This window comes from Synechococcus sp. WC10meta, from assembly GCF_047461475.1.
In genome coordinates this window covers 18,096-40,903 of record NZ_JANSHF010000011.1, presented here as the reverse complement: position 1 = coordinate 40,903, position 22,808 = coordinate 18,096, and the positions used below count along the sequence as shown (strand labels likewise).

Below are 22,808 nucleotides of genomic sequence, written 5' to 3'. Positions count from 1 at the left end.
AGCCGAATATTGATAACTCTAGGTGCAGCAGGCTGATGGCCAAGCTGCACTTTTTTTAGGGGAACTTTCCCGGGGGACTTTTCGGCAGACCTTGGGCAAGGGGATGGTAATATCGCTACGCACTCCTCTTGCGGGGATCGCCCATGAGCGTTTCTTCTTCTGCTGCTCAAACCTATCGGATTACTGCCCTAGCCGGCGATGGGATCGGCCCTGAGATTATGCAGGTGGGTCGAGCAGTTTTGGACGCCGTTGCCGCTCAGATGGGGTTTTCCCTCCAGTGGCAGGAGGGCCTAATTGGCGGAGCAGCCTACGAGGCCACGGGGGATCCCTTGCCCCCGGAGACCTTGAAAATGGCCCAAGAAAGCGATGCCGTTTACTTGGCAGCGGTTGGCGACTTTAAGTACGACACCCTGCCGCGCCAGAAGCGACCGGAGCAGGCTTTGCTGGGCTTGCGGGCCGGCTTGGGGCTATTTGCCAACTTGCGCCCCGTGAAGATCTTCCCCCAACTGGTGCAGGCCTCCTCCCTAAAGCCGGAGGTAGTTGCTGGGATCGACCTGGTGGTGGTACGCGAGCTCACCGGCGGCATCTACTTTGGTCAGCCCCGCGGGATCTTCGTCGATGCCCAGGGGTCCCGCCGCGGCGTCAACACCATGGCCTACAGCGAGGCCGAGGTGGATCGTATTGCCCGCGTAGCTTTTGAACTGGCCCGCAAGCGACGGCGCAAGCTTTGCTCGGTGGATAAGGCCAATGTGCTGGAGGTGTCGCAACTGTGGCGGGAGCGGGTTACCGCCATTGCCGCCGAATACCCTGACGTAGAGCTTTCCCACCTCTATGTCGACAACGCGGCCATGCAGTTGGTGCGCTGGCCAAAGCAGTTTGACGTCATCCTGACAGAAAACCTCTTTGGGGATATCCTCTCCGACGAGGCGGCCATGCTAACTGGCTCCATTGGCATGTTGCCTTCTGCCTCTCTGGGAGCTACCGGCCCAGGCCTCTATGAGCCAGTCCATGGCTCAGCTCCGGATATTGCCGGCCAAGACAAGGCCAACCCCATTGCCCAGGTGCTTTCTGGGGCAATGCTACTGCGCTACTCCTTGGATCAGCCCCAAGCTGCTGACCGCATCGAACAGGCCGTCGAGGCGGTTTTGGCCCAGGGCTACCGCACCGCCGACATCTACTCGGAGGGGATGACCCTGGTCGGCTGCCGGGAAATGGGGGAAAAGATCCTGGCTGCCCTGGCTCAGCTGCCCGCCTCCTAGCAGGTGTCTCTCAGCCGTTGAGAGCTGGCCCCCTAGGTAAAGCGATGGCTAAGCTGGATGGGGTCGTGGACAGTGATCTTCTTCTTGTGGATAGAAATGTAGTTTTTCTTGCGCAACTCTCCCAAGAGACGGGTAATGGTGACGCGGGTTGATCCGATGGCTTCGGCAATAGCCTGGTGAGACAGCTTGAGGTCGATGGTTACGCCATTGGGGCCAGGCACCCCGAAGTCGCGGCAGAGGATCAACAAAAAGCTAACTAGGCGGGAGGCCATGTCGCGGTGGGCCAGGGTTTCAATCATCATCTCTGTCTGCAGGATACGGGAAGCCAAGCTCTTAAGCAGCAACATGGCCAGCTCAGCGTTCTCCCGTACAGACTTTTCCACCTGTTCGATGGGCAGAGAAAGCAGCTCGACGCGAGTAAAAGCTACGGCGTGATAGAAGCGGTCGGAGCGCTGCCCGGTAATGAAGGAGAGCACACCAAAAATACTGTTCTCCCGCAGGAGGGCAACGGTAATTTCTTCCCCCCTTTCGTACACCCGCGAGAGCTTAACCGCCCCTTTGACCAAAAAGTAAACCCGCTCCGCCGGATCGCCGGGGAGAAAAATGGTCTTGCCGCGTTCATAAGTCTCGATAACCGGAGGATGGCGAGATCCTCCTAACTGCTTAAAAGCTGCAATGAGAGATTTTTCTGCGACGGCCACCACGAGATTCGTCAACCTTTCAAGGTCAGTTTATCTCTAGGATCAACCCCAGAGGTTAGCTTGGGGCACCTGGATCGAGCTGCCCACGACTCGAAGACTACCCTAAACTTAAGAGGCTCTGCCTGGATATCTTTGTAGCAAGAGCTACGTTCCTTTGTTGCGACAAGGGAAGGTTGTATGGGGATCCCGCCGGCTGAGGTTGCCACCCCTTCTCGCCCTAGCCGTCAGCACTTTACGGTGCGGATGCCAGAGCCAGCCAGTCACCTCTTGGAGGTGGAGCTGCAGATTCGCGAAGTGGAACCAGAGGTGCCCCTGCGGCTGCGGCTGCCAGTGTGGACGCCGGGATCCTACCTAGTGCGGGAGCATGCCCGCCATGTACAGGAGTTTCAGGCCCTGAGCGAGCAAGGGAGCCCTTTGGACTGGCGAAAGGTTGATAAAAACACCTGGGAGGTAGACCCACCTGGGTGTTCGGCGGTTACAGTCCGCTATCGGGTCTATGCCTATGAGCTGACGGTGCGCACCAACCATCTGGATCTCACCCACGCCTATTTCAATGGGGCGGCGCTCTTTCTCTACGTGCCTGGCCGCGAGCGGGAGCCCTATACGCTGACCGTGATCCCTCCCCACCCCGACTGGCGCATTGCCACCAGCCTGCGGCCCCTGGCCTCTCCTTCCCCAGGGGATCCTAGCGCTGGCCAGTCTTTCTTTGCTGAAGACTACGACGAGCTGGCAGACAGCCCAGTGGAAGTGGGCTTGCACCAGTTGCGCTCGTTTGCAGTGGAAGGGATCCCGCACTACTTCGTGGTCTGGGGAGCGGGCACCCTGAATTTGGATCAAGCAGTGGCCGATGCCGAGAAAATTGTCCGAACCACGGCAGCGTTTTTTGGCGGGCTGCCCTACGACCGCTACTGGTTTATTGTGCATTTGTCGGCCGGGGGATTTGGTGGCCTAGAACACAAGTACAGTGCCACCCTCAACTATTCTGGACTAGAGCTGCATCAGCCTCAGTCCTACCGCCGCTTTTTGGCGCTGCTGGCCCATGAGCTTTTCCATGCTTGGAACGTCAAGCGGCTGCGCCCTCTAGCTTTGGAGAAAATTGACTACAACCAAGAAAACTATGTGGACTGCCTCTGGTTCTGCGAAGGGGCAACCAGCTACTACGAAAATGTTATCTTGCTGCGAGCAGGGATCCTCAGTGCCAAAGAGTTTTTGCAGATCCTATCTGAGCAAATCAGCCGGCTACAGCGCACGCCAGGTCGAGTCGTACAATCGCTGCAGGAGGCCAGTTTCGATGCTTGGATCAAGCTCTACCGCCCCCACGAAAATAGCCTCAACAGCCAGGTTTCCTATTACCTCAAGGGCGCTTTAGTCTGCTGGCTGCTAGATCTGCACATTCGCCACCTTTCAAGGGGGCGGGGATCCCTGGACACGGCCATGCGGGATTTGTGGCAGCGCTTTGGCCGGTTTGAGAAAGGCTATACTTACCAGGACTTGCGGGAGGCCTTTGAGCGAGCAGCCGGTGTCGACCTTGGGCGCTTTTTTGCCGCCTACGTGGAAGGCACGGAAGAACTGGACTACGACACCTACCTCCATCCGTTTGGCCTCACCCTCAAGGCCCACTTTAGCCGCCCCAACCCTCCTCCCTACCTGGGCTTGAACTTCAACGGCGAGGGCAACCGCATCAGCGCCGTCGAGATGGGCTCCCCGGCTCAAAAAGCAGGCATCTGGGCTGGCGACGAGCTGGTGGCTTTGGATGGCTTTCGGGTAAGCGCCGCCACCTTGCCGGAGCGCCTGGCAGCCTATCAGCCCCACCAAACCATCTGTCTTAGCGTCTTCCAAGGCAATCAGTTAAAGCACTTTTGGATCCCCTTGGATCCACCCCGCCCGGATGTGTACACCCTCGAGGCCTTGCCTGAGCTCACTCCCGCCCAGAAAGCGCTCCAACAAAGCTGGTTGGGATCCCTTCTGGCTCAAGAGTAAGCAGGAGGTAGCAATGCTTTAAAATCTTCCTAGCTGTTCACAACTCCTGAGTTAGGTTAAAGAAAATAGGATCAAGGGAAGATGACTCTGCTTTTAGGTCTTCTAATTGGATTGGCTATTGGTTTCTGCCTGGGCGTTTATACCTGTAGGCTCACTCAAAGAGCTAATAGTCAGTTACTGGATGAGATTCTAAGAAAGTTACAAGCTGATCTTGAGGGCTTCAAACTTCATATCTCAGAAAGTCTGTCCGAAAGTTACCAAAACTTCCTTCAGCATTTAGCTGAGTACAGAAGTCAGCTAGTTAAGAACATAAGTAACCAGCAGAATATCCTGAGCAGGCTATTAGAAAGTACAGAAAAAATTTCCCAGAATCTAAGCTCAAGTTCTAGCCTTCAAAAGACGAAGGAAACTAACGAGCGAACTGCTGGCGCGCGACTCAAGAGTTTGCCGCCAGAGACGATTAGCCGTGAACAGGTGAAAATAGGGGTATTTCTGTGGTCTAGGAACATAAGGATGAAGAACCTGATCCCATCTAGTAAAAAAGCCGATGCAGAAGGAGAACTCGATAACAAGCTGAACTGGATATCAAACCTTATGGGTCAGAGGTACTCGCTGATCGAGAAGCTTTACAAAGAAATTAAATCTGGCATTGGAGAAGAAAAGGCCTTAACTCTTTGCTTAAAAGGCAACTCCCCGGAAGTGATAAGTTATAGCTGCCAACTTGCTTCCACTCTACATAAGGTTAATTTCTTAGAGGAATATAACTACTCAAAATCCTCCAAAAACCTGAGGGTAAAGCTAAGCAAGTCTCCAGAGGCAATCAAGTTCCTATCTGGAGATTGGCTGGAGAGATATGTCAAACAGCAACTGATCAAGTTTGCTAGAGATCAGGGACAGAAGATCGATTTTTCCTACATCGCAAATGCGGAAGTTACTTTGCCCGACGGTAGCGACTTTGAGATCGATCTCTTCTTCCACATTAACAACCGATTCTACTGGATAGAGTCGAAGACCGGCAGCTATAGAGACTGTATAGAGAAGTACTCTTGGCTCGCCTCCGAAATGGGTCTCGGCCCAGATCAAGTCTTTCTGGTCTTGGCAGATGTTGATCAAGAGACGAGAAGTAGGATCTACTCCTCCTATAATCTTTCAGCTATTAGTGTCGAGGAGGTTGAGTCTCTGCTGTACAGAATTGTGAGGAGGTAGGCCCAGTCTAAGCTACCACCTTGACAGCCTGCTCCATACACCACCAGGGATCCTCGGCAAAAGCTGGCATGGGCGTGCTGCCCGCCTTGCCCAGAATGGCCAGCCTGACTTCTCTATCCAGACGGGATCCGGAGCCATAGGGATCGTCAGAGGGGGGCTCCAGTCTTTGCCCCAGAGGGGGCATTGCCATGATGCCCGGCTGCATGCCAGTAGTGCTGACCCAGATTTTGAAGCGATCCACCGCTGTCTCTGCCTCTTCGGGCAGTTGCATCTGCAGCAGATAGCGAGGGCCAGAGCCGACCAACACGCTTTCGCTGGGGCGCAGGCGAGTAGGAAAGTCCGGCTGGTAGGGATAGACCAAGCCGACGCTGCACTGCCGTTCGTCAAAGACTGTTACATAGACATGCACTGGGGTGGGGGCCTTATTGCGCAAGGCGATGGCGAGGTTGCGGCCTGCCTGGATTTGCAGCTGGCCTTGGGGATCCCGCGGCAGGGGTCTGACCTCGGCGGGCCTGGAGCCGCTGGCTGGCGTTTCCAGTTGCAGAAACTCCACTTCCAGGACATTGCTTAGGGCGTCGCTAGCCGGTTGCAGGTTGAGGAGGTTGTCGAAGGCGGCCACGTGCTCCAACAGCCGCACAAGCTTGCGGGGCAGAGCCTGCAGCTTTTTCACTGGGATGCGGAAAGCCGCCAGGGCCACGTCTTCTCCGCGGCGGTAGAAGTAATAGGTTGCATCCGGCAGCATCTCTACCCGCAGAGCCGCCGTTTCCGGTTCAGTGTAGGCCAGAAGCGGCGAGGCCGGCAGAGCCGCTACCAACTCGTCAACAGAGATCGGCACTTGGCTGGGATCTGCACAGGTGAAGGCCACCCGCAACGGCTGGAACCGGAAAGATGACATGGGCAATCCTAGAACTCGGCTCCAGAACCTCCAGATCGGCAGGCTAAGCTTTATGCTAGCTGTTGTCGCAAAGGCCAATCCTAGCTGCTGGAGATCCTGAATTTGCAATTAAACTTAACACTCCAATGAAGGGAAAGGGAAGCCAAAATCCTGTCTGCAAGTGATCCCCAATGGTCTATCCTTAGATCCGGGTGTCGGGTTTGTCGCTGGAGCAAAGCTGACGCCCTTTTTGAAGTCATTGATGGAGACCCATGTTTAGCAAATCCTTTTCTTTCCAGAAAGCGCTGGCAGCGGCGCGTCGGCGGCTGTTGATTTGCATTCTGGCGCTGGGGCTGGCTGGGTTTGCTGGGTGGCCGGCCCTGGCAGCTAGGCAGATCCCTCCGGTACCCCTGTCGCCAACTGAAACCATTACTTTTACCGAGGCGCAACTGGCCCGCGGCAAGCAACTTTTTAACAAAACCTGTGCCCAGTGCCATGTGGGGGGTCAAACCCTTCCCAACCCAGATGTGACCTTGAAGCTTGCGGATCTGGCGGGGGCAACACCTCCTCGCGATAACGTGCTGGCAATCGTGGACTACATCAAAAACCCAGTCACCTACGACGGGGTAGAGTCCCTGGTGGAATACCATCCCAACACGCAGCTCTTGAGCGAGTATCCCCGCCTGCGCAACCTTACCGAGGAGGATCTGAAGTTAATTGCTGGCTATATCTTGGTTCAGGCCAAGACGGTGCCCGGCTGGGGCGGCACCAAGAGCGAATCCCACAGTGACCTTTCGGCCTATCTCTGATGCCTGGGCAAACTCAAGGGGCAAAGCGGTGGCGGATCCCTCAGCCGGCCTGGAGGTGGGCGGGGATCCTGCTCCTAGTTTGGCTGGGGTTGGCTAGCCCAGCGCTGGCCCGCGTGGATCCCTACGTGAGCCAATATCTGCGGGCAACTGGGCCGGTGGAGCTGCCCTGGGATGCGGAGGGACACACCCTTACCTTTACTCCGGAGCAGCTGAGCGACGGGAAAAACCGCTTCCAATCTGCTTGCTTGAACTGCCATGTGGGCGGCTCTACCCTGCCCGCTCCCAACATTTCTCTCTCGCTGAAAGACTTGCGTGGTGCCACTCCGCCCCGCGACACCATCCAAGCTCTTGTCGAGTACCAGCGGGATCCCCGCAGCTACGACGGCAGCAAGCCTAGCTACGGCTGCCGCCCTGTGCCCCCCTCTTGGATGGATGATGAGGCGCTGCGCAACCTAGCTGCCTTTATCCTGAGAGCCGCTCAAGTGGCCCCTGGCTGGGGATCCAACACCTTCAACTAACCCCGTCCTGCCCCCCGCCGGGGATTGGTGGTAGCCTAGGGGAGAGGGAAGGTTGAGGTCATGCTCCAAAACATCCGCTCCCTGCTCCTAGGGCTGTGGATCCTGGCCTTGGGGATTTTCCTGGTCCAAAACTGGGGATCGGCAGCGGTGGTTGTTGTAGCTGGGCAAGCTGGCCCTGCTGTACCTCTGTCGCTGGTGCTCTTGATGGCTTATGGAGTAGGAGTGGGCTTGGGATTTTTGTACGTGGGGTCTTGGCAGCTCCACGAGCGAGCGTTGCAGCGCCAGGCCATTCGCAAGCTCAATCAGCTCCTCGACCGGGTGCGCTTTTTGGAAGCGCAGCTACTTCCCCCCGACCACTATTTGCCACCAGATTTGCCGGATCCTGAGACAGGCCGCTATTCTTATTCCAATATCCCGCCGGAACGCATTCGCGAGCCTGCCCCCGAACCCAGCGAACCTGAGGACGATGCAGCAACAACCCCCAGCTGGCGGATTGTCCGGCGGCCTTACTCTGCTGAAGAGGAGGAAGAATGGGATTCCTAAACTGGTGGAGATCGTCTCCAGCCCCCGCCCCTGAGCCCGCCCCCCGCCCCGAACCCCAGGGGCAGAATAACTACCTGCTCATCGTGCTAGACAGTTGCCGCTTCGACAGCCTGCTGGCGGCTAAGCCCAAACACTTGCTGAAGCTAGGTCCTCTGGAAAAGCGCTGGAGCTACGCTTCCTGGACAGCTCCTGCTCACTACAACCTGCTCATGGGCCTGCTGCCCCATACCAGCCCCACCCACGTTTTTGCCTCCGAACACTACAAGCAGGAGTATTTGCGCTATAACGAGCGCCTCGGCACCCGGCAGCCGATTGAGTTCAAGCACCTGCTGCCTCACCTCTACTTGCCAACGCTCCTGAAGCACCAACTGGGCTACACCACCCACGCCCTGGTCTCCATGCCGGTGCTCAATCCCAGCACTCTGCTCAATCGCGACTTCGATTCCTACCGTCTCATGCCCCGGCACAACGACATGGCGGCTATGGTGGAGCAGTTGCGCTTTGATCCGGATCGCCCTAGCTTTTACCTGCTCAATGTAGGCGAAACTCACTATCCCTACGCCCTGCCCGATGAGGATCCCAGCGCGTGGCCCCACATTTCGGGGGTCAACGGGGTGCTCAAGCGGCTGGATGAAGGGAAAGAGGAGGGGATCCCTTTTTTCAGCGCCGCCCAGTTGGAGGAGCTGCGGCAGCGGCAGATTGAGGCGGTGCGCTACTTAGACGGGGTCTTTGAGCAGCTGTTCGATCTAGTTCCCAAAAACACCTACATCACGGTTACAGCCGACCACGGCGAACTGTTTGGAGAGGGAGGGTACTTCGGCCACGGCCCCATCCACCACGAAAAGGTGTTGGAGGTGCCCTTTATCGAGGGCAAAATTCGCTAGGACAATGCCTATTGGAAGCTAGACCTCCTGGATCTCCTCCCGGCGAGTTTCGAGGGGGCTTTTGCCGAGGGAGGTCACCTTTGCCGTCAAGTCCAACCCCTCTTCGGCGGCTAACTCGGCGGAACGGGCCACCTCGTAGAGACTCTTCACCGCGCTGCTGAGGGGGATGGCAACGATCACGCCCAGGATGCCCCCCAGCTGTGCCCCCGCCAACAGGGCAATCAAGATCCACACCGGGTTGAGGCCAATCAGCTCTCCCATCAGCCGGGGAGCGATGACCCGATCCTTGATCTGCTGCACGATCAGGGAGACCAGCACCACCTTGAGGCTGAGCCAAATGTCCTGGAAGGCCAGCAGCACTGCTGCCGCGCCAATACCAATGAAGCCCCCTACCAGCGGGATCACCTCCAGCAGGCCAATCAAGAGGCCAAACAAAAGCCCAAAGGGTACTCGCAGCAGCCCAAACGCTGGCACCAGCATCAGGGCCATCATGAACCCCAACACCAACTGGCTGATGAGAAAGTTCTGAAAGCTGAGCACCAGGGCTTCGCCGATGCGCGGCCCCCAGGGCTTGGGAAAGAGGCTGAGCAACCCCTGCCAAAACTGGCCCCCATAGAGCAGCATGTAGAAGGCCAACACCAAGACCAACACCAAGTCGACCACCTGGTTAAAGGTGCCCAGGAGGATGTCGAGGGATTGGCTGGCAATTTTTTCGGCACCGGCCTGCAGGCGGCTGAGGAGAGTGTTCACCAGCTCCGGCTGGCCAAGATTGATGTTGCGCTCGGCAGCCCAGAGGCTAATCTGGCCAAGCCAATGTTGTAAAGTATCCACCCACTCAGGGATCCGTGCCCCCAACTGCACCACCTGCTTAGCCAGGAGGGGCACAACGGCAATCCCCACCAAAACCAGCAGCACCACCGAGAGGGCAAAGACCAAAGCCACCGCTACAACACGGTTGACCCGGTAGCGCTGCAGCGCCTGGACTGGGTAGTTGAGCAAAAAAGCCAGTACCGCCGCTGTCAGGATGGTGGCGAGCAGATGGCCAAACAGACGGCCCACTTGCAGGGCCAGCCAGCCGCTAATGACCATCAAAATCCAGGTCACTAGCAGCCGCTGCAAGGGGGAAAAGCGGTTCATGCCAGGGAGATCCCACCGAGCCTAAAAACCCAGGATGCTATATCCACTATCTACGTAGATCACCTGGCCAGTAATGCCGCTAGCTAGGTCGCTGGCCAGAAAAGCTGCCACATTGCCCACCTCGAGCTGGGTAATATTGCGCCGCAGGGGAGCTTTCTCCTCGACCGCGTGCAGCATGGCATGAAAATCAGCAATGGCCGAGGAAGCCAAGGTGCGAATGGGTCCAGCAGAAATGGCATTCACCCGGATCCCGGCGGGGCCCAGCTCGGCTGCCAGGTAGCGAACGCAGGTTTCTAGGCCCGCTTTGGTGACAGCAGCCATGTTGTAGTTAGGCACCACTCGCACTCCCCCTAAGTAGGTGAGGGTGAGGACGCTGCTGCCGGATCTCAAGAGGGGCTTAGCGGCCCGGCAGAGGGCAATCAGGGAGTAGGTGCTTACATCCATGGCCAGGGCAAACCCCTGCCGCGAGATATCGCTAAAGTTGCCGCTCAGCTCCTCTTTTTTGACGTAGGCCAGGCAGTGAACCAGGATGTCGAGCTGGCCCCACTTTTGGGCCACTTCCTGAAATAGGTCGTTGATTTGCTGATCGCTTTGGACGTCGCAGGGAAGGAGAAAATCCGGCTGCAGGGGCTCAGTGAGTTGTTGGACTTTCGTCTTGAAACGATCCCGCTCGTCCGGCAAGTAGGTAACCCCCAACGTAGCTCCTGCTTTGTGCAGCTGCTGGGCAATGCCCCAGGCAATGGAGCGCTCGTTGGCAATGCCGGTTACCAAGGCTTTCTTTCCGGTCAGATCTAGCATAGGGAGACCAAGAAGTAGGGGTGGATGCTTATCCGTCGTTTAGCCGGGGTGGTAGGTGGAGGCTACGTGCAGTTCTTTAAGCTGCCTGGGCTCAACACCGGAGGGAGCGCCGGTGAGCAAGCACCTGGCCTGCTGGGTCTTGGGAAAGGCGATGACATCGCGAATGGAATCTTCCCCTGCCAGCAGCATCACCAGCCGGTCCAGTCCGTAGGCAATGCCCCCGTGGGGTGGGGTGCCGTACTCAAAAGCTTCTAGCAAAAAGCCAAACTTCTCCCGCGCCTCCTCAGGACTAAGGCCAATGATTTGGAAAACCTGCTCCTGGATCTCCCGCTGGTAGATGCGCAGGGATCCCCCCCCCACTTCCACGCCGTTCCAGACCAAGTCGTAAGCCTGGGCCCGCGCCGTCTTCAAGTCGGCCAAGTCGTCAGGATGGGGAGCAGTAAAGGGGTGGTGCAGGGCTTCCAGGCGGTTTTCTTCGGCGTTGAATTCAAACATCGGGAAATCCGTAATCCAGAGGAGATTCAAGGCATTCTCCGGGATCAAACCCAGTTCATGGCCTAGATGCAGCCGCAGCCGGCCCAGCGACTCGTTGACCACGGCAGCCGGCCCTGCCCCAAACAGCAGCAGATCCCCTGGCTTGGCGTTGGTCAGCTGCCGCAACTGCTGTTCCTGCTCAGGGCTGAGGCTCTCCTTGAGGGCACCAATGGTGTCGAGGCTGTCGGGACGCACCCGAATGAAGGCCAAACCGCCTGCCCCGTACTGAGTGACGAGCTTAAACAGATCTCCGCCCGGTTTGATGCGGGTGTTGGAGATCTGTTCATCGCCGCCGGGCACTGGCAGAACTTTGACGACTCCTCCCTGCTGCAGGGCTTTGGCAAAGACTTGAAAGCGGGATCCCTGAAACACCGCCGAAACATCCACCAACTCCAGCCCAAAGCGGGTGTCGGGCTTGTCGGAACCGTAGCGATCCATGGCCTCGGCGTAGGTTAGCCGTGGGAAGGGCCGGGGCAGGTCGATCCCTTTAACGGTTTTGAAGATATGGCAGATGAGCCGCTCGTTGAGCTCCAGGATTGCCTCCTGATCCATGAAGCTCATCTCCATGTCCAACTGAGTAAACTCCGGCTGGCGATCCGCCCGCAGATCCTCATCCCGAAAGCAGCGGGCAATTTGGTAGTAGCGATCTACACCAGCCACCATCAGCAACTGCTTAAAAAGCTGGGGCGACTGCGGCAGGGCAAACCACTCCCCGGGGTTGAGGCGGCTGGGCACCAGGTAGTCTCTGGCGCCTTCCGGGGTAGAGCGGGTGAGGATGGGGGTCTCTACCTCGATGAAGCCTTCCTCGTCTTCCAGAAAGCGGCGGATGGCCTTGATGACCTGGTGACGCAGTTGCAGGTTGCGCGACAGCCGCTCCCGGCGCAAGTCCAGGTAGCGATAGCGCAGGCGAATCTCCTCCCGCACCTCTTCCCCTTCTTCCCCGGAGACGCTGAAGGGAAGCTGCTTGGCCACCCGGCTAAGAATCTCCAGCTGCTCTGCATAAACCTCCACTTCGCCCGTGGCCAGGCGGGGGTTGAAGGAGTCGGCAGGCCGGGGCTGAACTGTTCCTGTTACCCGCACCACGTACTCATTGCGCACCTCCTTGGCTAGCTCGTAGGAAAGAGGAGTCTTCTGGGGATCGGCCACCAGTTGCACAATGCCGGAGCGATCCCGCAAATCGAGGAAGATCACGCCCCCGTGGTCGCGGCGGCGGTCAATCCAGCCGTAGAGGGTAACCGTCTGGCCGATATGGTCTGGGCGCACTTGGCCACAGTAGAGAGAGCGAGGCGGGCGACGGATGGCAGCAGGCATGGCAGAGGTGAGAGAACAAGGGTCTGAGCCCCTATCATACAAAACTCAGACCTCCTGTCTGGGAGCCCCTTCGGCTACCTGAACCCCCGCTTCGGCGGCAACCGTTTGGACGAGAGCGGGATTTGACACCCCCAGGGCACACTGTCTCGGCACCGAGCTGTTCCTCGGTACTGATTCCCATCCGCCAGCGGGCCTGCATCGCTACTTCCTCTTCGGCAACACCCCGAGGGCGAGCAACGCCAACGTGCTGACAGGGGTGGGCCTCACTCTCCTATTGCTAGTGCCTCGACTACACCAAGTGAGGTTGCTGGGATCCCTGTTTGGCGTCAGCGGTAGCCTGCTGGGGATGTACGCCAGCTACTCCCTCAACACGGCAACCTGACGACCTAGAAGCGGGAGGGACGAGCACCTCGGCTACTGCTGGCCTGACGCGGCAGTGCCTTGTTAACTCTTAAATCTCGGCCCATCCAAGTAGCTCCATCCAGTTCTTCGATAGCTTTTTGCTCGTCGGCTTCGTTTTCCAGCTCCACAAAGGCAAAGCCTCGCTTGCGGCCTGTCTCGCGATCTACTGGAATCTTGATTTGCTTGACAGTGCCGTATTCAGAAAAAACCAGACGCAGGTCTTCTTCACTGGCCTTGAAGGACAAGTTGCCGACAAAAATGGTCATAACCCTGCGAACTCCGAACTTTACCCTCTAGCGCTCAGTTCGGAAGCTCGCCTGGTTAGACCCTTGGCTTGATCCGAAACTGATGCCAACCCCATCTTAGTCCTAGCCGCAGCATTTGCAAACTCCCCCCTCCAAAATTTTCTGCAGACATCCCCGAGCCAGGAAATTCAGGATTGCAACCTTTGGGAAGGCTTGCCCCGCCCCAAGGGTTGACGTCGGGGAACACCAGGAGGGCGGGGATAGAGAGCTGGTGTGGGAGCCACTTTCTCCAGCAGCAGACAGTGGCGCACGCTGTGGCTGTGGGGAGTGGTGAAGGCTTCGATGTGAACCAGTTTCCCTCCCAAAAGGGAGAGGGCCCGCTCCAGGACTTGGGCTTCGGCCCTGGTCCAATGGCCGCGATAGAGGATGGCGCGTCCTCCCACCTTTAGTAGGGGCAGACAATACTCGGCACAAATCTCCGCTGCGGCCAGAGCCCTGGCCAGGGCCAGATCGTAGCTGCCACGTTCCTGCGGGTCTTGCCCCCAAACTTCCGCCCGCTGGGCCACTGCCCGCGCCTGGGCCAGGGAGAGCTGCTGCAAAACGCCTTGCACAAAGGCAATTTTGCGCTGGGTGCTATCTAGCAGGGTAAAGCTGGCCTGGGGTAGGGCAATTTGGGCCGGGATCCCTGGAAAGCCTGCTCCAGTGCCAACGTCGATGCCCCGCCAGGGCTGGGTTTGAATGACCTCCCACGGACCCAGCAAGCACAGGCCCCGCAGCGAGTCCCACAGGTGTTTTTCCCAGAAGTCGATGGGGTCAGTGATGCGGGTGAGGTTTTGGGTGCGGTTGCCGGCCATCACCAGGGGGTAGAGCTGCTGCAGTTGCCGTTGCTGGCGCTCCGTGGGTTGCCAACCCAGCTCTGCTAGCCACCTTGCCCACAGCGCCTTGAGCTCGGGGGGCTCCAGTGGAACCAGCGGGGTCTTTTCGGCTTTGGTCATCCTGGGAGGCTCAGCTTCAAGGCGGCAGGGATGGCTTTTTCGGCCCAACCCTTAAGCTCCTGGGTCAAGCCCTGCAAAGAGCGATCCGCCCCCAGCAGTTCCTGGTTTAGGCAAACCAACTCCTGCAAATCCAGCTCCTGGTAGGGGATCCCCTCCTCCAGCAAGAGGTTAATCGGCTGGGCCTGAGCCTGGAAAGGCTGACGGGAGGCCAACTCCAGCTCCACCTCCAAAAGCACCTGCTCCAGCCGCTCCACCCGCTCTTGCATCTGCGCCAGCAGGGCTGCTAGCTGCTGACAGCAGTGGTGAACCTGGCGGGCGTAGACTTTGAGGGGCAAGGCCAGCGGCAGCAAGGATTCGGACAGGAGCTGGACGAGGTGCTGGGCCTCCAGCTCTTCCAGTTGGAGGTCTTGCCAAATAGCCTGATAGGAGCGCAGCGCCTGGCGACAGGCCTCCAGGCGGCAGTAGCAGGGCTGTAGCACCGAAGCCCGTAGCTCCTGCAGGTAATCGGCCCACAGTTGTCCCACCTCTACCATCGAGCCGGGACGCAGAAAACTCCACCCCTGGGCCACCAGCCAACTGAGTACCAGGCCGGCCAACAGTTGGTTTTTTTGGCGTAGCAGGAAAGGGGAAAGCTGCTCTCCCCAAGTGGCCAGACCCAGCCAGATCAAGGCAGCTAAAGCCAAATGGGGCAAGCTGATCATTTCGGCCAAAAGCTGGGCGGAGCAGCGCTGGCGCAGCCTCCAGATCATCGCGGCGCCTAGGCTGTAGAGCCCTCCCCCCAGCAGCGGGATCACCGCTAGCCACGGGAGCGGTAACAGCTTACTCTTGCCCAGGGCCTCCCAACTGAGCAAGTACAAGGCCAAGAGAGCCAAAACCGCAACCCACCCCTGCTGGTGCTTGAAACGGCGGGCCAGCAGACGTCGGCGGCGACGTAGATAGGTTTGAAAGGATTCGGCAACGAGGGTGGACATAGGGATCCCTGGCGCTATGCCCACTGGCCTAGAGCGCTATCCTCATTCTGCCCGCTTTCAGGCCTGGCCGATGGCAAACTCTATCAGGGATCCAGGGGGCGGTTTTGCCCCAAAAGCTCCTCTGCGAGAAGCTCCCTGAGAGAGGTTTTCCAGGGTAGATGCCTGCAGGAAAGCTCTCTGTCCTTGCTACGATGTTATCCCCAGCTAATCTCTTGGCCCTGCTTTTCATCCGGCCCTGGGTAAGTTTTTTCCGGCTCCCCCCTCAAGGTGCAGCGCCAGATGATCGTCATTCTCGACTTTGGCTCCCAGTACTCGGAGCTGATTGCCCGTCGCGTCCGTGAAGCCCGCGTTTATTCGGAAATTCTCTCCTACCGCACCACCGCCGAACAACTGCGGCAACTGCGGCCCCAAGGCATTATCCTCTCCGGCGGCCCCAGCTCCGTCTACGAGCCGGGTGCTCCCGCCTGCGACCCGGAGATCTGGAAGTTGGGGATCCCCACCTTGGGCGTGTGCTACGGCATGCAGCTCATGGTGCAACAGTTGGGGGGCCGGGTAGAGCCTGCCCGCAAAGGCGAATATGGCCGCGCCGCCCTCCATGTTTTGGATCCCACTGACCTGCTCACCAACCTGCCAGAAAACAGCACTGTGTGGATGAGCCATGGGGATGTGGTTACTGAATTGCCGCCAGGCTTTCACGCCCTGGCCGCCACGGACAACACTCCCTTTGCTGCCATCGCCGATCCCGTCCGTCGTCTGTACGGAGTGCAATTTCACCCAGAGGTGGCCCACTCCGAGGGCGGCGCTTTCCTGATGCGCAATTTTGTCTATCACATCTGCCGCTGCGAGCCCACCTGGACCACGGAGGCTTTTCTGGAGGAGGCCATCCGAGAGGTTCGCGCCCAGGTGGGCAACAAGAAGGTGTTGCTGGCTCTCTCCGGCGGGGTGGATAGTTCCACCCTGGCTTTCTTGCTGCACAAGGCCATTGGCGACCAGCTCACCTGCGTGTTCATCGACCAAGGGTTTATGCGCAAGGGCGAGCCGCAGCGGCTGCTGCGCCTTTTCCAGGAGCAATTTCACATCCCCGTCCACTATGTAGATGCTCAAGAGCGCTTTCTCCAGCAGTTGAAGGGGGTTACCGACCCAGAAGAAAAACGCAAGCGCATTGGGGCAGAGTTCATTCGCGTGTTCGAGGAGGAGTCGCAGCGGCTGGGTCCTTTCGAGTACCTGGCCCAGGGCACTCTCTACCCGGATGTGATCGAGTCGGCCAACACCAACGTGGATCCGGTAACTGGGGAGCGGATTGCCGTCAAGATCAAAAGCCACCACAATGTCGGCGGCTTGCCGAAAAATCTGCGCTTTAAGCTGGTAGAACCCTTGCGCAAGCTCTTCAAGGATGAGGTGCGGCAGCTGGCTCGCTCCTTGGGCCTGCCGGAAGAAATCGTTAATCGTCACCCCTTTCCAGGGCCGGGGCTGGCCATCCGCATTGTAGGAGAGGTTACCCAAGAGCGGCTGGAGATCCTGCGCGAGGCCGACATAATTGTTCGCCAAGAGATTAACCGCTCTGGCTACTACTCCAAGCTCTGGCAAGCCTTTGCCGTGTTGCTGCCAGAAGTGCGCTCGGTGGGGGTAATGGGAGACAAGCGCACCTATGCTTGCCCGGTAGTGGTGCGGTTGGTTACCAGCGAGGACGGCATGACGGCAGACTGGGCCAGGGTGCCCTACGACCTCTTGGCCACCATCTCCAACCGCATCGTCAACGAGGTTCCGGGTGTCAATCGGGTGGTCTACGACATCACCTCTAAGCCTCCGGGCACCATCGAATGGGAGTAGACGGGATCCCTAGCGAGGGCCTGCTTTCGGGAGAGAGTGGGAAAGCTGAGCCTGGGCGGCTTGGACTTCCAGGCGGGCCAAGGTTGTAGCGGCATCGGCCAGTTGCAGGGCCAAATTGGCACGGCTAATTGGATCCTGGGCTTTCCAGAGATCCTGTCCCAAACAGAACACTCGATAGCGGAAAGCTTTGATGGAGTGGGATGGGATTGCTTTAACGGTCATGGTTACAGCCTTTTTTCCACAGCAATGCGAGTGTTCAGCAGTACCCGCTCGGGCTCAAGGTAAGTAAATGTTACCAAAACAACTTCATCGACAGCCCTGATGACTACTGAGCAGGTGGCTTTTGGCGGCTCCACCCGCCCGTGCCGTACTCCCACAATGTATTCCCCAACGGGTAGGTCATCAAAGCCGGCGTCGGCGTAGATTAACTCGATGGTTTCTTCCCCAATCCGTTTCCCCTCCTGCTCCAAGAAGGCGACAAAAGGGATCCCCTCGATGGAAGTGAGGGCATTGTTGGCTTGGTTGCGGATCATCACAAAAATGTCGGCCATGGGCGGGATGCCCTCTCTCAAGGCTCCCCTCGCAAGGCTGCTGGAACAGGGCCCGACTAACTCCTAGCCCTAGACGGGCGCAGGGACAAGACAGGCTTCCAACTTTTGCCGCAGCTTGGCCGTATCGAGGTGCTGGCCGATGAGCACCAACTGGTTTTTGGGCTGGCGAGGCCACTCATCGCTGCTGAGGGTGTAGCGTCGGCCGCTGAGGTGGAAGATATACCGCTCTGGGCTTTCTTCAAACCATAGGATCCCTTTGGCCCGAAAGACCGCCTCAGGCAACTCGTTGAGAAAGTTTTGGAAGGCGTCCAGAGAGAAGGGCCGATCGCTTTCAAAGGAGAGGGAGTTAAAACCCTCAACCTCGATGTGGCTGTGGTGCGAGTGGCCATGCTCATGGTCGTGTTCGTGGTCGTGCTCAGCCTCGTGGGCTTCCTCCTGGGGCAGGGAGCTGGGCTGAAATAGATCGGTATCTAGGATGAGCTCTAGGGGAACAACGCTGTTGACCGTGCGCAAGATGCGGGCATCTTCCTTGATCTCGCGGATGCGTTTTTCCAAGCGCTCAATTTCTGCCGCTTCGACAAGGTCAGTTTTGTTGAGGAGGATGACGTCCCCACAGGCAATTTGGCTGTAGGCTACGTCGCTGTGGAACAGATCGGGGGCAAAGTTGCTAGCATCCACCAGGGTGATAATCGAATCAAGCCGCGTCAGATCCCGCAATTCCGGTCCCAAGAAGGTGAGGGCAACCGGCAAGGGATCCGCCAGCCCAGTGGTTTCCACCACCAGATAGTCGATTTTGTCCGAGCGCTCCATCAGGCGCAGCACGCTGTCGACAATGTCATCGCGAATGGTGCAGCAGATGCAGCCGTTGTTCAGCTCCACCAGGTCTTCTTCGCTGGAGATAATCAGCTCGCCGTCGATGCCGATTTCCCCAAACTCGTTGACCAGCACCGCCGTGCGCATTCCCTTTTGATTCCTGAGGATGTGGTTTACGAGAGTGGTCTTCCCACTCCCCAGAAAGCCGGTGATGATGGTAACGGGTAAGCCCCGCTTAGGCACTTCAAGGGTTGTGGTCATAGCGCGCTGCCAATGTGGATGTCCTTCTTCTACCTTACCTGCGTCCGCAGGGGACTAGCTCCAGCGGCTAGGCCATGCAGTAAGCTAATGAAGGCGGTTAGGAAGCGGGTGCTATGGCTTTGCTGCCCTTTTGGCCGGAGCAGTTGGGGTTAGCCCTGCCGCTACCTCTTGTAACCTCTGCTTCTGAGAACAACCTGGGAGAGGGATCGCCACTGCACCTTTGGCTGGTTACCTTTTTAACGGTTTTTGTGGCGGAAATGGGTGACAAGACCCAGTTGGCAATCTTGCTTCTAAGCGCCCAGTCCCAGTCTCCCTGGGCCATCTTTTTTGGCTCGGCCAGTGCCTTGGTCACCGCCACCTTGCTCAGTGTCCTGTTGGGGGGATGGCTAGGTCAGGTGATCCCGGCAGCCTGGGTAGAGTGGGCGGCGGGAGTGGGCTTTTTAATGATCGGAGTCTATGTGCTGTGGCGGGAGTGGCAGAGTGCTCGCCTAGAAAGGAACGTGGTGAACCGAGAAAACGGTAGTCCAGCCTCCTCTTTTTCTCTCCGGCCAATAGCCAATCGGGCTGCTTTGGTCAGCTTTGCCTCAATTCTGGTGGCCGAAATGAGCGACAAAACCCAATTGGCTACGCTGCTCCTCAGTGCCCGCTCGCAAGACCTGACAGTAATCTTCTGCGGGGCTGCTGCGGCCCTCATCAGCGCTAGCTTTCTCGAGGTGTGGGCCGGAGCCTGGGTGGCGCAGCTTATCCCCCCACGTTGGATGAAAACCCTGGCGGGCGTGGGATTTGTTCTCATTGGCCTAGGCTTGCTGGGAGAGTCCCTGGCTGCCGGCGGCTAGGAGGTTTGGAACGGCCCTGTCCTCTAGGGCTGGATCCCTGGCGGGGAGCTCTCCCCTAAACCTGCTATTGTATTGCAGGGGTGGGCTGGAGCGGAGGAGTTATGAAATACCGACGGATTCTCCTGAAGCTAAGTGGCGAAGCCCTGATGGGGGATCGTTCCTACGGGATCGACCCCAAGGTTTTGAGTTTCATTGCCAACGAGGTAGCCACGGTGGTGCAAGCCGGGGTACAGGTGGCCATTGTGGTGGGAGGGGGCAACATCTGGCGTGGGCGCCAAGAGGCGGCTGCGCAGGGAATGGATCAGGCCTCTGCTGATTACGTGGGCATGTTGGCCACCGTCATCAACGCCTTGGCCTTGCAGGATGCTATTGAGCGGGCCGGGATCCCGACGCGCGTGCAGACGGCCATTGCCATGCAGGAGGTGGCAGAGCCTTACATTCGTCGCCGCGCCATTCGTCACCTGGAAAAAGGGCGGGTGGTGATCTTCGGGGCGGGTTCCGGCAACCCCTTCTTCACCACTGACACCACGGCAGCCCTGCGAGCAGCGGAGATCGACGCCGAAGTCATTTTCAAGGCCACCAAGGTGGACGGGGTTTACGATGCCGATCCCAAAACTCACCCCCAGGCCCGCCGCTACGATGTCCTCAGCTACCAGGATGTGCTGACCCGCGATCTGCGGGTGATGGATAGTACGGCCATTGCCCTCTGCAAGGAAAACCAACTCCCCATCGTCGTCTTTGACTTGACTACCCCTGGCAACATTTATCGGGCTGTGCAGGGAGAGCCCATCGGTACTTGGATTGGCCAAAGGAGTTCGGGGAGCAACGGGATCGACAAGCCTTCTCCCTAGGGCTCCGACTGGCTGGAGGTCAGGGGAGGATATGATGATTTTGCTGCCGACAACCAAGGCAGGCTGGGGCAGGGTTTCCGCCATGGAAAGAGGAAGGCGATGACGGCTCAGGGGCCCAGGGATCCCCTCTCGTCCAAGCGCGCTGCAAAGCAAAGCGCTGAGGCACCCCTGGCTGCTGTGCAGCACCTCCGCAAGCGTGGGAGCCAGCGTTTTTGGCAGAGCTTGATTTTTCTGCTGGTTCTATCAGGAGGATTGGGCTACTGGCGATGGCAAACCTGGCTTCAGCCAGTGGGGGGTTCAGAGCCAATCCAAGTAACGATTCAGCCGGGCAGCAGCAGCCGCCAGATTGGGAGACAACTCCAGCAAGCAGGGGTGATCCGCTCGGCGCTGGCCTGGGAGCTGTGGAGCCGCACCTTGGGGCGCAACTGGCTATTTCAGGCGGGCACCTACGCTCTGGATCCCAACCAAGACATGCTGGCAGTGGCCCAGCAACTGCGACAGGGCCGCATTCTGCAGCGGCGGCTCACCATCCCGGAGGGCTGGCGGATTCAACAGATCGCGGAGGCTTTGGCCGAGCGCAATTGGATCCCAGCCGAGGTCTTCATCGCCACGGCTCGTGTGATCCCTCCCCTCGATTGGCTGCCTCCCAACCTCAGCTCCCTAGAAGGCTACCTCTTCCCCGACACCTATTTCTTCCCTGCCGAGCAGCTGGAGGGATCCCTGCCGGATCGCCAGAAGGCTGAGCTAGTCATCAACGCTATGCTGCAGCGCTTCGCCGAGGTGGCCCTGCCCCTGTTTCGGCAGCATGCCACCCCTCTCTCGCTGCACGAGTGGGTTACCCTGGCGAGCATCGTGGAGCGGGAGGCTGCAGTGCCAGAAGAGCGAGCCCTGATTGCAGGCGTCTTTTTGAACCGCCTCAAAGCAGGAATGCCGCTGGCTGCCGACCCAACCGTAGAATACGCCCTCAACATCCAGCAAACCCCAGCCCGCCGTCTCACCCTTGCCGAGGTGCGCACCCCCTCTCCCTACAACACCTACCTCAACCCCGGCCTGCCTCCTGGCCCCATTGCCAACCCTGGCCTGGCCAGCCTGAGAGCTGTTTTGGAGCCTGAGGAGACCGACTACCTCTACTTTGTGGCCCGCTACGATGGCACCCACGTTTTCAGCAGAACCCTAGCGGAGCACGAGGCGGCCCAACGGCAAATTCTTAGTCAACTCCAGCAACCTCCTTCGCCAACAAGTCCCTAGCGATGGTTCGCAAGCCTTGGTTTAAGCTCCTGCAGCCGGATGTGGTCGTGGATGGCACTGTCTTGCAGCTGCAGACAGAGGAGCTGCGGGCCTGGCAGGTAAGGGGCATCATCTTTGACGTAGACGACACGCTGGTGCCGAGCCGGCAGACGGAGGTGGATCCAGCAGTAGCGGCTTGGCTAGAGCAGTTGCGCCCCCACTTTCAGATTTGGCTAGTGAGCAACAACCTCAACCGCAACCGCATTCGGCAAATTGGCGAGCGTTTGAACCTACCTTTCATTCACGGGGCTGGCAAACCCTCGCGGCGCGCCCTGCGACAGGCTGTGGCGCACATGGGCTTGCCGGTCGAGGCAGTGGCCATAGTAGGCGATCGCCGGTGGACGGATATTCTGGCGGGCAACCGGCTGGGCTTGGTGACCGTCCTGGTCAACGGGGTCGGCCCAGGGAAACAGCAGCAAATTCTGCCAAGCTGACCCCTTGGCCCAAGTTTTTTGTAAAGTGACGAGGTAGCCGGATCCCCCCTTGCGGCCCAGTAGAAACCCCTCCCCCTCGTCAAATCTGCCCTGGAACAGGTAAAGCCCATGCTGCAAAAATCCCTGCGCTTAGTTCCGTCTCTACCCCATGGACGAAGTTGGCTGAGCAGCTTGCTGGCCGTACCCTTGCTGGTTGCAGCCTCTCCTGCCTGGGGCCTGACCCCAGTGGCCCGTCCCGATCTCGCCAAGCTCAAACGGGCAGAAGTCATTGGGGTAGTTGACTCCAGCACCCTGGTTGTGCAAATTGAAGGGGACTTACAGGCGCGGCTGGTGCACCTGATTGGGGTCGATCCCTTGCCAGGGGGGATCAACCCTACTTGGACAGAGCTGCGGCGGCAAACCCCTCTGCCTATCTACGCTGCCGGCCAATACCTAAAAACGACTTTGCTGGGGCGCGAGGTGCTCTTAGAGCTGGATCCGGCCCTTGCTCCTGGACCAACCCTGCCCGCCTACGTCTGGCAGGCCCACACCCTCATCAACCAGGAGGTGCTGTTTTTGGGGCATGGCCTGCTAGCAAGGCAAACGGATGGCCTCAAGTACGGACTTATCCTCAAGGAAGCTGCCAATGCTGCAAAGCAGCAGGGCCGAGGCTATTGGGCCCCCTATAGCCCCCGCTAGGGCTTCTGATTACTTTGCCTTATTGGTCGCATTATAGTGGTATCTCGAGGGGGCTCTTGGCGCCGCCAGCCAGATCCTTGAGGATCCACACCGGCAGTTG

General features: G+C 58.6%; 25 protein-coding genes. 14 read left to right on the top strand and 11 right to left on the bottom strand.

Translation table 11 applies throughout. The annotated features are described in order from the left end of the window. The first annotated feature begins 143 nt into the window (after positions 1–143). The gene (gene leuB, locus NW804_RS07205) at positions 144–1,259 is read left to right on the top strand and encodes a 3-isopropylmalate dehydrogenase (protein WP_414405859.1); all 1,116 of its coding nucleotides are present in this window, start codon (positions 144–146) and stop codon (positions 1,257–1,259) included. Between the two features lie 32 nt (positions 1,260–1,291). On the opposite strand, the gene ntcA is transcribed toward leuB, so the two are convergent. Further along, entirely contained in the window at positions 1,292–1,963 is a 672-nt protein-coding gene (gene ntcA / locus NW804_RS07200) for a global nitrogen regulator NtcA (protein WP_414396526.1), read from the bottom strand. 174 nt (positions 1,964–2,137) lie between these two features. Here ntcA and NW804_RS07195 point away from each other — a divergent pair, with 174 nt between their 5' ends. Further along, positions 2,138–3,940 carry a M61 family metallopeptidase gene (locus NW804_RS07195; RefSeq protein WP_414423201.1) on the top strand — a complete coding sequence of 601 codons (1,803 nt, stop codon included), beginning with the start codon at positions 2,138–2,140 and terminating at the stop codon, positions 3,938–3,940. Between the two features lie 81 nt (positions 3,941–4,021). Beyond that, a complete protein-coding gene (locus tag NW804_RS07190) occupies positions 4,022–5,146 on the top strand; it encodes a hypothetical protein (RefSeq protein WP_414423200.1) in 1,125 nt (374 codons plus the stop codon). 7 nt (positions 5,147–5,153) lie between these two features. On the opposite strand, the gene NW804_RS07185 is transcribed toward NW804_RS07190, so the two are convergent. Then, positions 5,154–6,041 (bottom strand): hypothetical protein, encoded by an 888-nt coding sequence (locus NW804_RS07185; RefSeq protein WP_414423199.1) that lies wholly within the window; start codon positions 6,039–6,041, stop codon positions 5,154–5,156. A 251-nt stretch (positions 6,042–6,292) separates the two neighbouring features. Here NW804_RS07185 and psbV point away from each other — a divergent pair, with 251 nt between their 5' ends. The 4 genes from psbV to NW804_RS07165 are packed head-to-tail and all read left to right on the top strand — an operon-like array spanning position 6,293 to position 8,774. Further along, the gene (gene psbV, locus NW804_RS07180; RefSeq protein WP_414409839.1) at positions 6,293–6,829 is read left to right on the top strand and encodes a photosystem II cytochrome c-550; all 537 of its coding nucleotides are present in this window, start codon (positions 6,293–6,295) and stop codon (positions 6,827–6,829) included. Then, positions 6,829–7,347 (top strand): photosystem II cytochrome PsbV2, encoded by a 519-nt coding sequence (gene psbV2 / locus NW804_RS07175; RefSeq protein ID WP_414420728.1) that lies wholly within the window; start codon positions 6,829–6,831, stop codon positions 7,345–7,347. The genes psbV and psbV2 overlap by 1 nt, the downstream gene beginning before the upstream one ends. A 60-nt stretch (positions 7,348–7,407) precedes the next feature. After that, positions 7,408–7,890, top strand: a complete 483-nt coding sequence (locus NW804_RS07170) for a LapA family protein (RefSeq protein ID WP_414396544.1) — start codon at positions 7,408–7,410, stop codon at positions 7,888–7,890. After that, on the top strand, positions 7,878–8,774 hold the full coding sequence (locus NW804_RS07165; RefSeq protein WP_414420727.1) for a sulfatase-like hydrolase/transferase: 897 nt from the start codon (positions 7,878–7,880) through the stop codon (positions 8,772–8,774). The genes NW804_RS07170 and NW804_RS07165 overlap by 13 nt, the downstream gene beginning before the upstream one ends. A gap of 18 nt (positions 8,775–8,792) precedes the next feature. On the opposite strand, the gene NW804_RS07160 is transcribed toward NW804_RS07165, so the two are convergent. From NW804_RS07160 to aspS, 3 genes are read right to left on the bottom strand one after another with little or no spacing between them, the layout of a single operon-like run. After that, on the bottom strand, positions 8,793–9,911 hold the full coding sequence (locus tag NW804_RS07160; RefSeq protein ID WP_414423198.1) for an AI-2E family transporter: 1,119 nt from the start codon (positions 9,909–9,911) through the stop codon (positions 8,793–8,795). Between the two features lie 21 nt (positions 9,912–9,932). Then, complete coding sequence (gene fabI, locus NW804_RS07155) at positions 9,933–10,709, bottom strand: enoyl-ACP reductase FabI (RefSeq protein WP_414396552.1); 777 nt, start codon at positions 10,707–10,709, stop codon at positions 9,933–9,935. A 39-nt stretch (positions 10,710–10,748) separates the two neighbouring features. Further along, positions 10,749–12,554 (bottom strand): aspartate--tRNA ligase, encoded by a 1,806-nt coding sequence (gene aspS / locus NW804_RS07150; RefSeq protein WP_414423215.1) that lies wholly within the window; start codon positions 12,552–12,554, stop codon positions 10,749–10,751. 244 nt (positions 12,555–12,798) lie between these two features. Here aspS and NW804_RS07145 point away from each other — a divergent pair, with 244 nt between their 5' ends. Further along, positions 12,799–12,936 (top strand): hypothetical protein, encoded by a 138-nt coding sequence (locus NW804_RS07145; protein WP_414423197.1) that lies wholly within the window; start codon positions 12,799–12,801, stop codon positions 12,934–12,936. A gap of 4 nt (positions 12,937–12,940) precedes the next feature. Here the strand turns inward: NW804_RS07145 and NW804_RS07140 are convergent, their stop codons facing one another. The 3 genes from NW804_RS07140 to NW804_RS07130 all read right to left on the bottom strand — a co-directional run bounded on the left by NW804_RS07140 (position 12,941) and on the right by NW804_RS07130 (position 15,167). Further along, positions 12,941–13,222: an RNA recognition motif domain-containing protein gene (locus tag NW804_RS07140; protein ID WP_414396558.1), complete on the bottom strand. Its 282-nt coding sequence runs from the start codon at positions 13,220–13,222 to the stop codon at positions 12,941–12,943. A 167-nt stretch (positions 13,223–13,389) separates the two neighbouring features. Then, positions 13,390–14,196 (bottom strand): 16S rRNA (guanine(527)-N(7))-methyltransferase RsmG, encoded by an 807-nt coding sequence (rsmG, locus tag NW804_RS07135; RefSeq protein ID WP_414423196.1) that lies wholly within the window; start codon positions 14,194–14,196, stop codon positions 13,390–13,392. Next, entirely contained in the window at positions 14,193–15,167 is a 975-nt protein-coding gene (locus NW804_RS07130) for a hypothetical protein (RefSeq protein ID WP_414423195.1), read from the bottom strand. The genes rsmG and NW804_RS07130 overlap by 4 nt, the downstream gene beginning before the upstream one ends. Before the next feature lie 279 nt (positions 15,168–15,446). Here NW804_RS07130 and guaA point away from each other — a divergent pair, with 279 nt between their 5' ends. Next, complete coding sequence (gene guaA, locus NW804_RS07125; RefSeq protein WP_414409848.1) at positions 15,447–16,997, top strand: glutamine-hydrolyzing GMP synthase; 1,551 nt, start codon at positions 15,447–15,449, stop codon at positions 16,995–16,997. A gap of 9 nt (positions 16,998–17,006) precedes the next feature. On the opposite strand, the gene NW804_RS07120 is transcribed toward guaA, so the two are convergent. The 3 genes from NW804_RS07120 to NW804_RS07110 form a co-directional block, all read right to left on the bottom strand. Further along, the gene (locus tag NW804_RS07120; RefSeq protein WP_414396568.1) at positions 17,007–17,219 is read right to left on the bottom strand and encodes a hypothetical protein; all 213 of its coding nucleotides are present in this window, start codon (positions 17,217–17,219) and stop codon (positions 17,007–17,009) included. Positions 17,220–17,221: 2 nt separating this feature from the next. Then, a complete protein-coding gene (locus tag NW804_RS07115; RefSeq protein WP_414423194.1) occupies positions 17,222–17,548 on the bottom strand; it encodes a hypothetical protein in 327 nt (108 codons plus the stop codon). 69 nt (positions 17,549–17,617) lie between these two features. Continuing rightward, positions 17,618–18,622 carry a CobW family GTP-binding protein gene (locus NW804_RS07110; RefSeq protein ID WP_414420719.1) on the bottom strand — a complete coding sequence of 335 codons (1,005 nt, stop codon included), beginning with the start codon at positions 18,620–18,622 and terminating at the stop codon, positions 17,618–17,620. Positions 18,623–18,735: 113 nt separating this feature from the next. On the opposite strand from NW804_RS07110, the gene NW804_RS07105 reads away from it, so the two are divergent. From NW804_RS07105 to NW804_RS07085, 5 genes are all read left to right on the top strand, one after another. Further along, positions 18,736–19,458, top strand: coding sequence for a TMEM165/GDT1 family protein (locus tag NW804_RS07105; protein WP_414420718.1), 723 nt, complete (start codon positions 18,736–18,738; stop codon positions 19,456–19,458). A gap of 101 nt (positions 19,459–19,559) precedes the next feature. Next, the gene (gene pyrH, locus NW804_RS07100) at positions 19,560–20,309 is read left to right on the top strand and encodes a UMP kinase (RefSeq protein ID WP_414396578.1); all 750 of its coding nucleotides are present in this window, start codon (positions 19,560–19,562) and stop codon (positions 20,307–20,309) included. Positions 20,310–20,408: 99 nt separating this feature from the next. Beyond that, on the top strand, positions 20,409–21,557 hold the full coding sequence (mltG, locus tag NW804_RS07095; RefSeq protein WP_414420717.1) for an endolytic transglycosylase MltG: 1,149 nt from the start codon (positions 20,409–20,411) through the stop codon (positions 21,555–21,557). A gap of 2 nt (positions 21,558–21,559) precedes the next feature. Continuing rightward, positions 21,560–22,030, top strand: coding sequence for a YqeG family HAD IIIA-type phosphatase (locus tag NW804_RS07090; RefSeq protein ID WP_414409852.1), 471 nt, complete (start codon positions 21,560–21,562; stop codon positions 22,028–22,030). A 108-nt stretch (positions 22,031–22,138) separates the two neighbouring features. Next, complete coding sequence (locus tag NW804_RS07085) at positions 22,139–22,708, top strand: thermonuclease family protein (protein WP_414423193.1); 570 nt, start codon at positions 22,139–22,141, stop codon at positions 22,706–22,708. Positions 22,709–22,808: the final 100 nt, after the last annotated feature.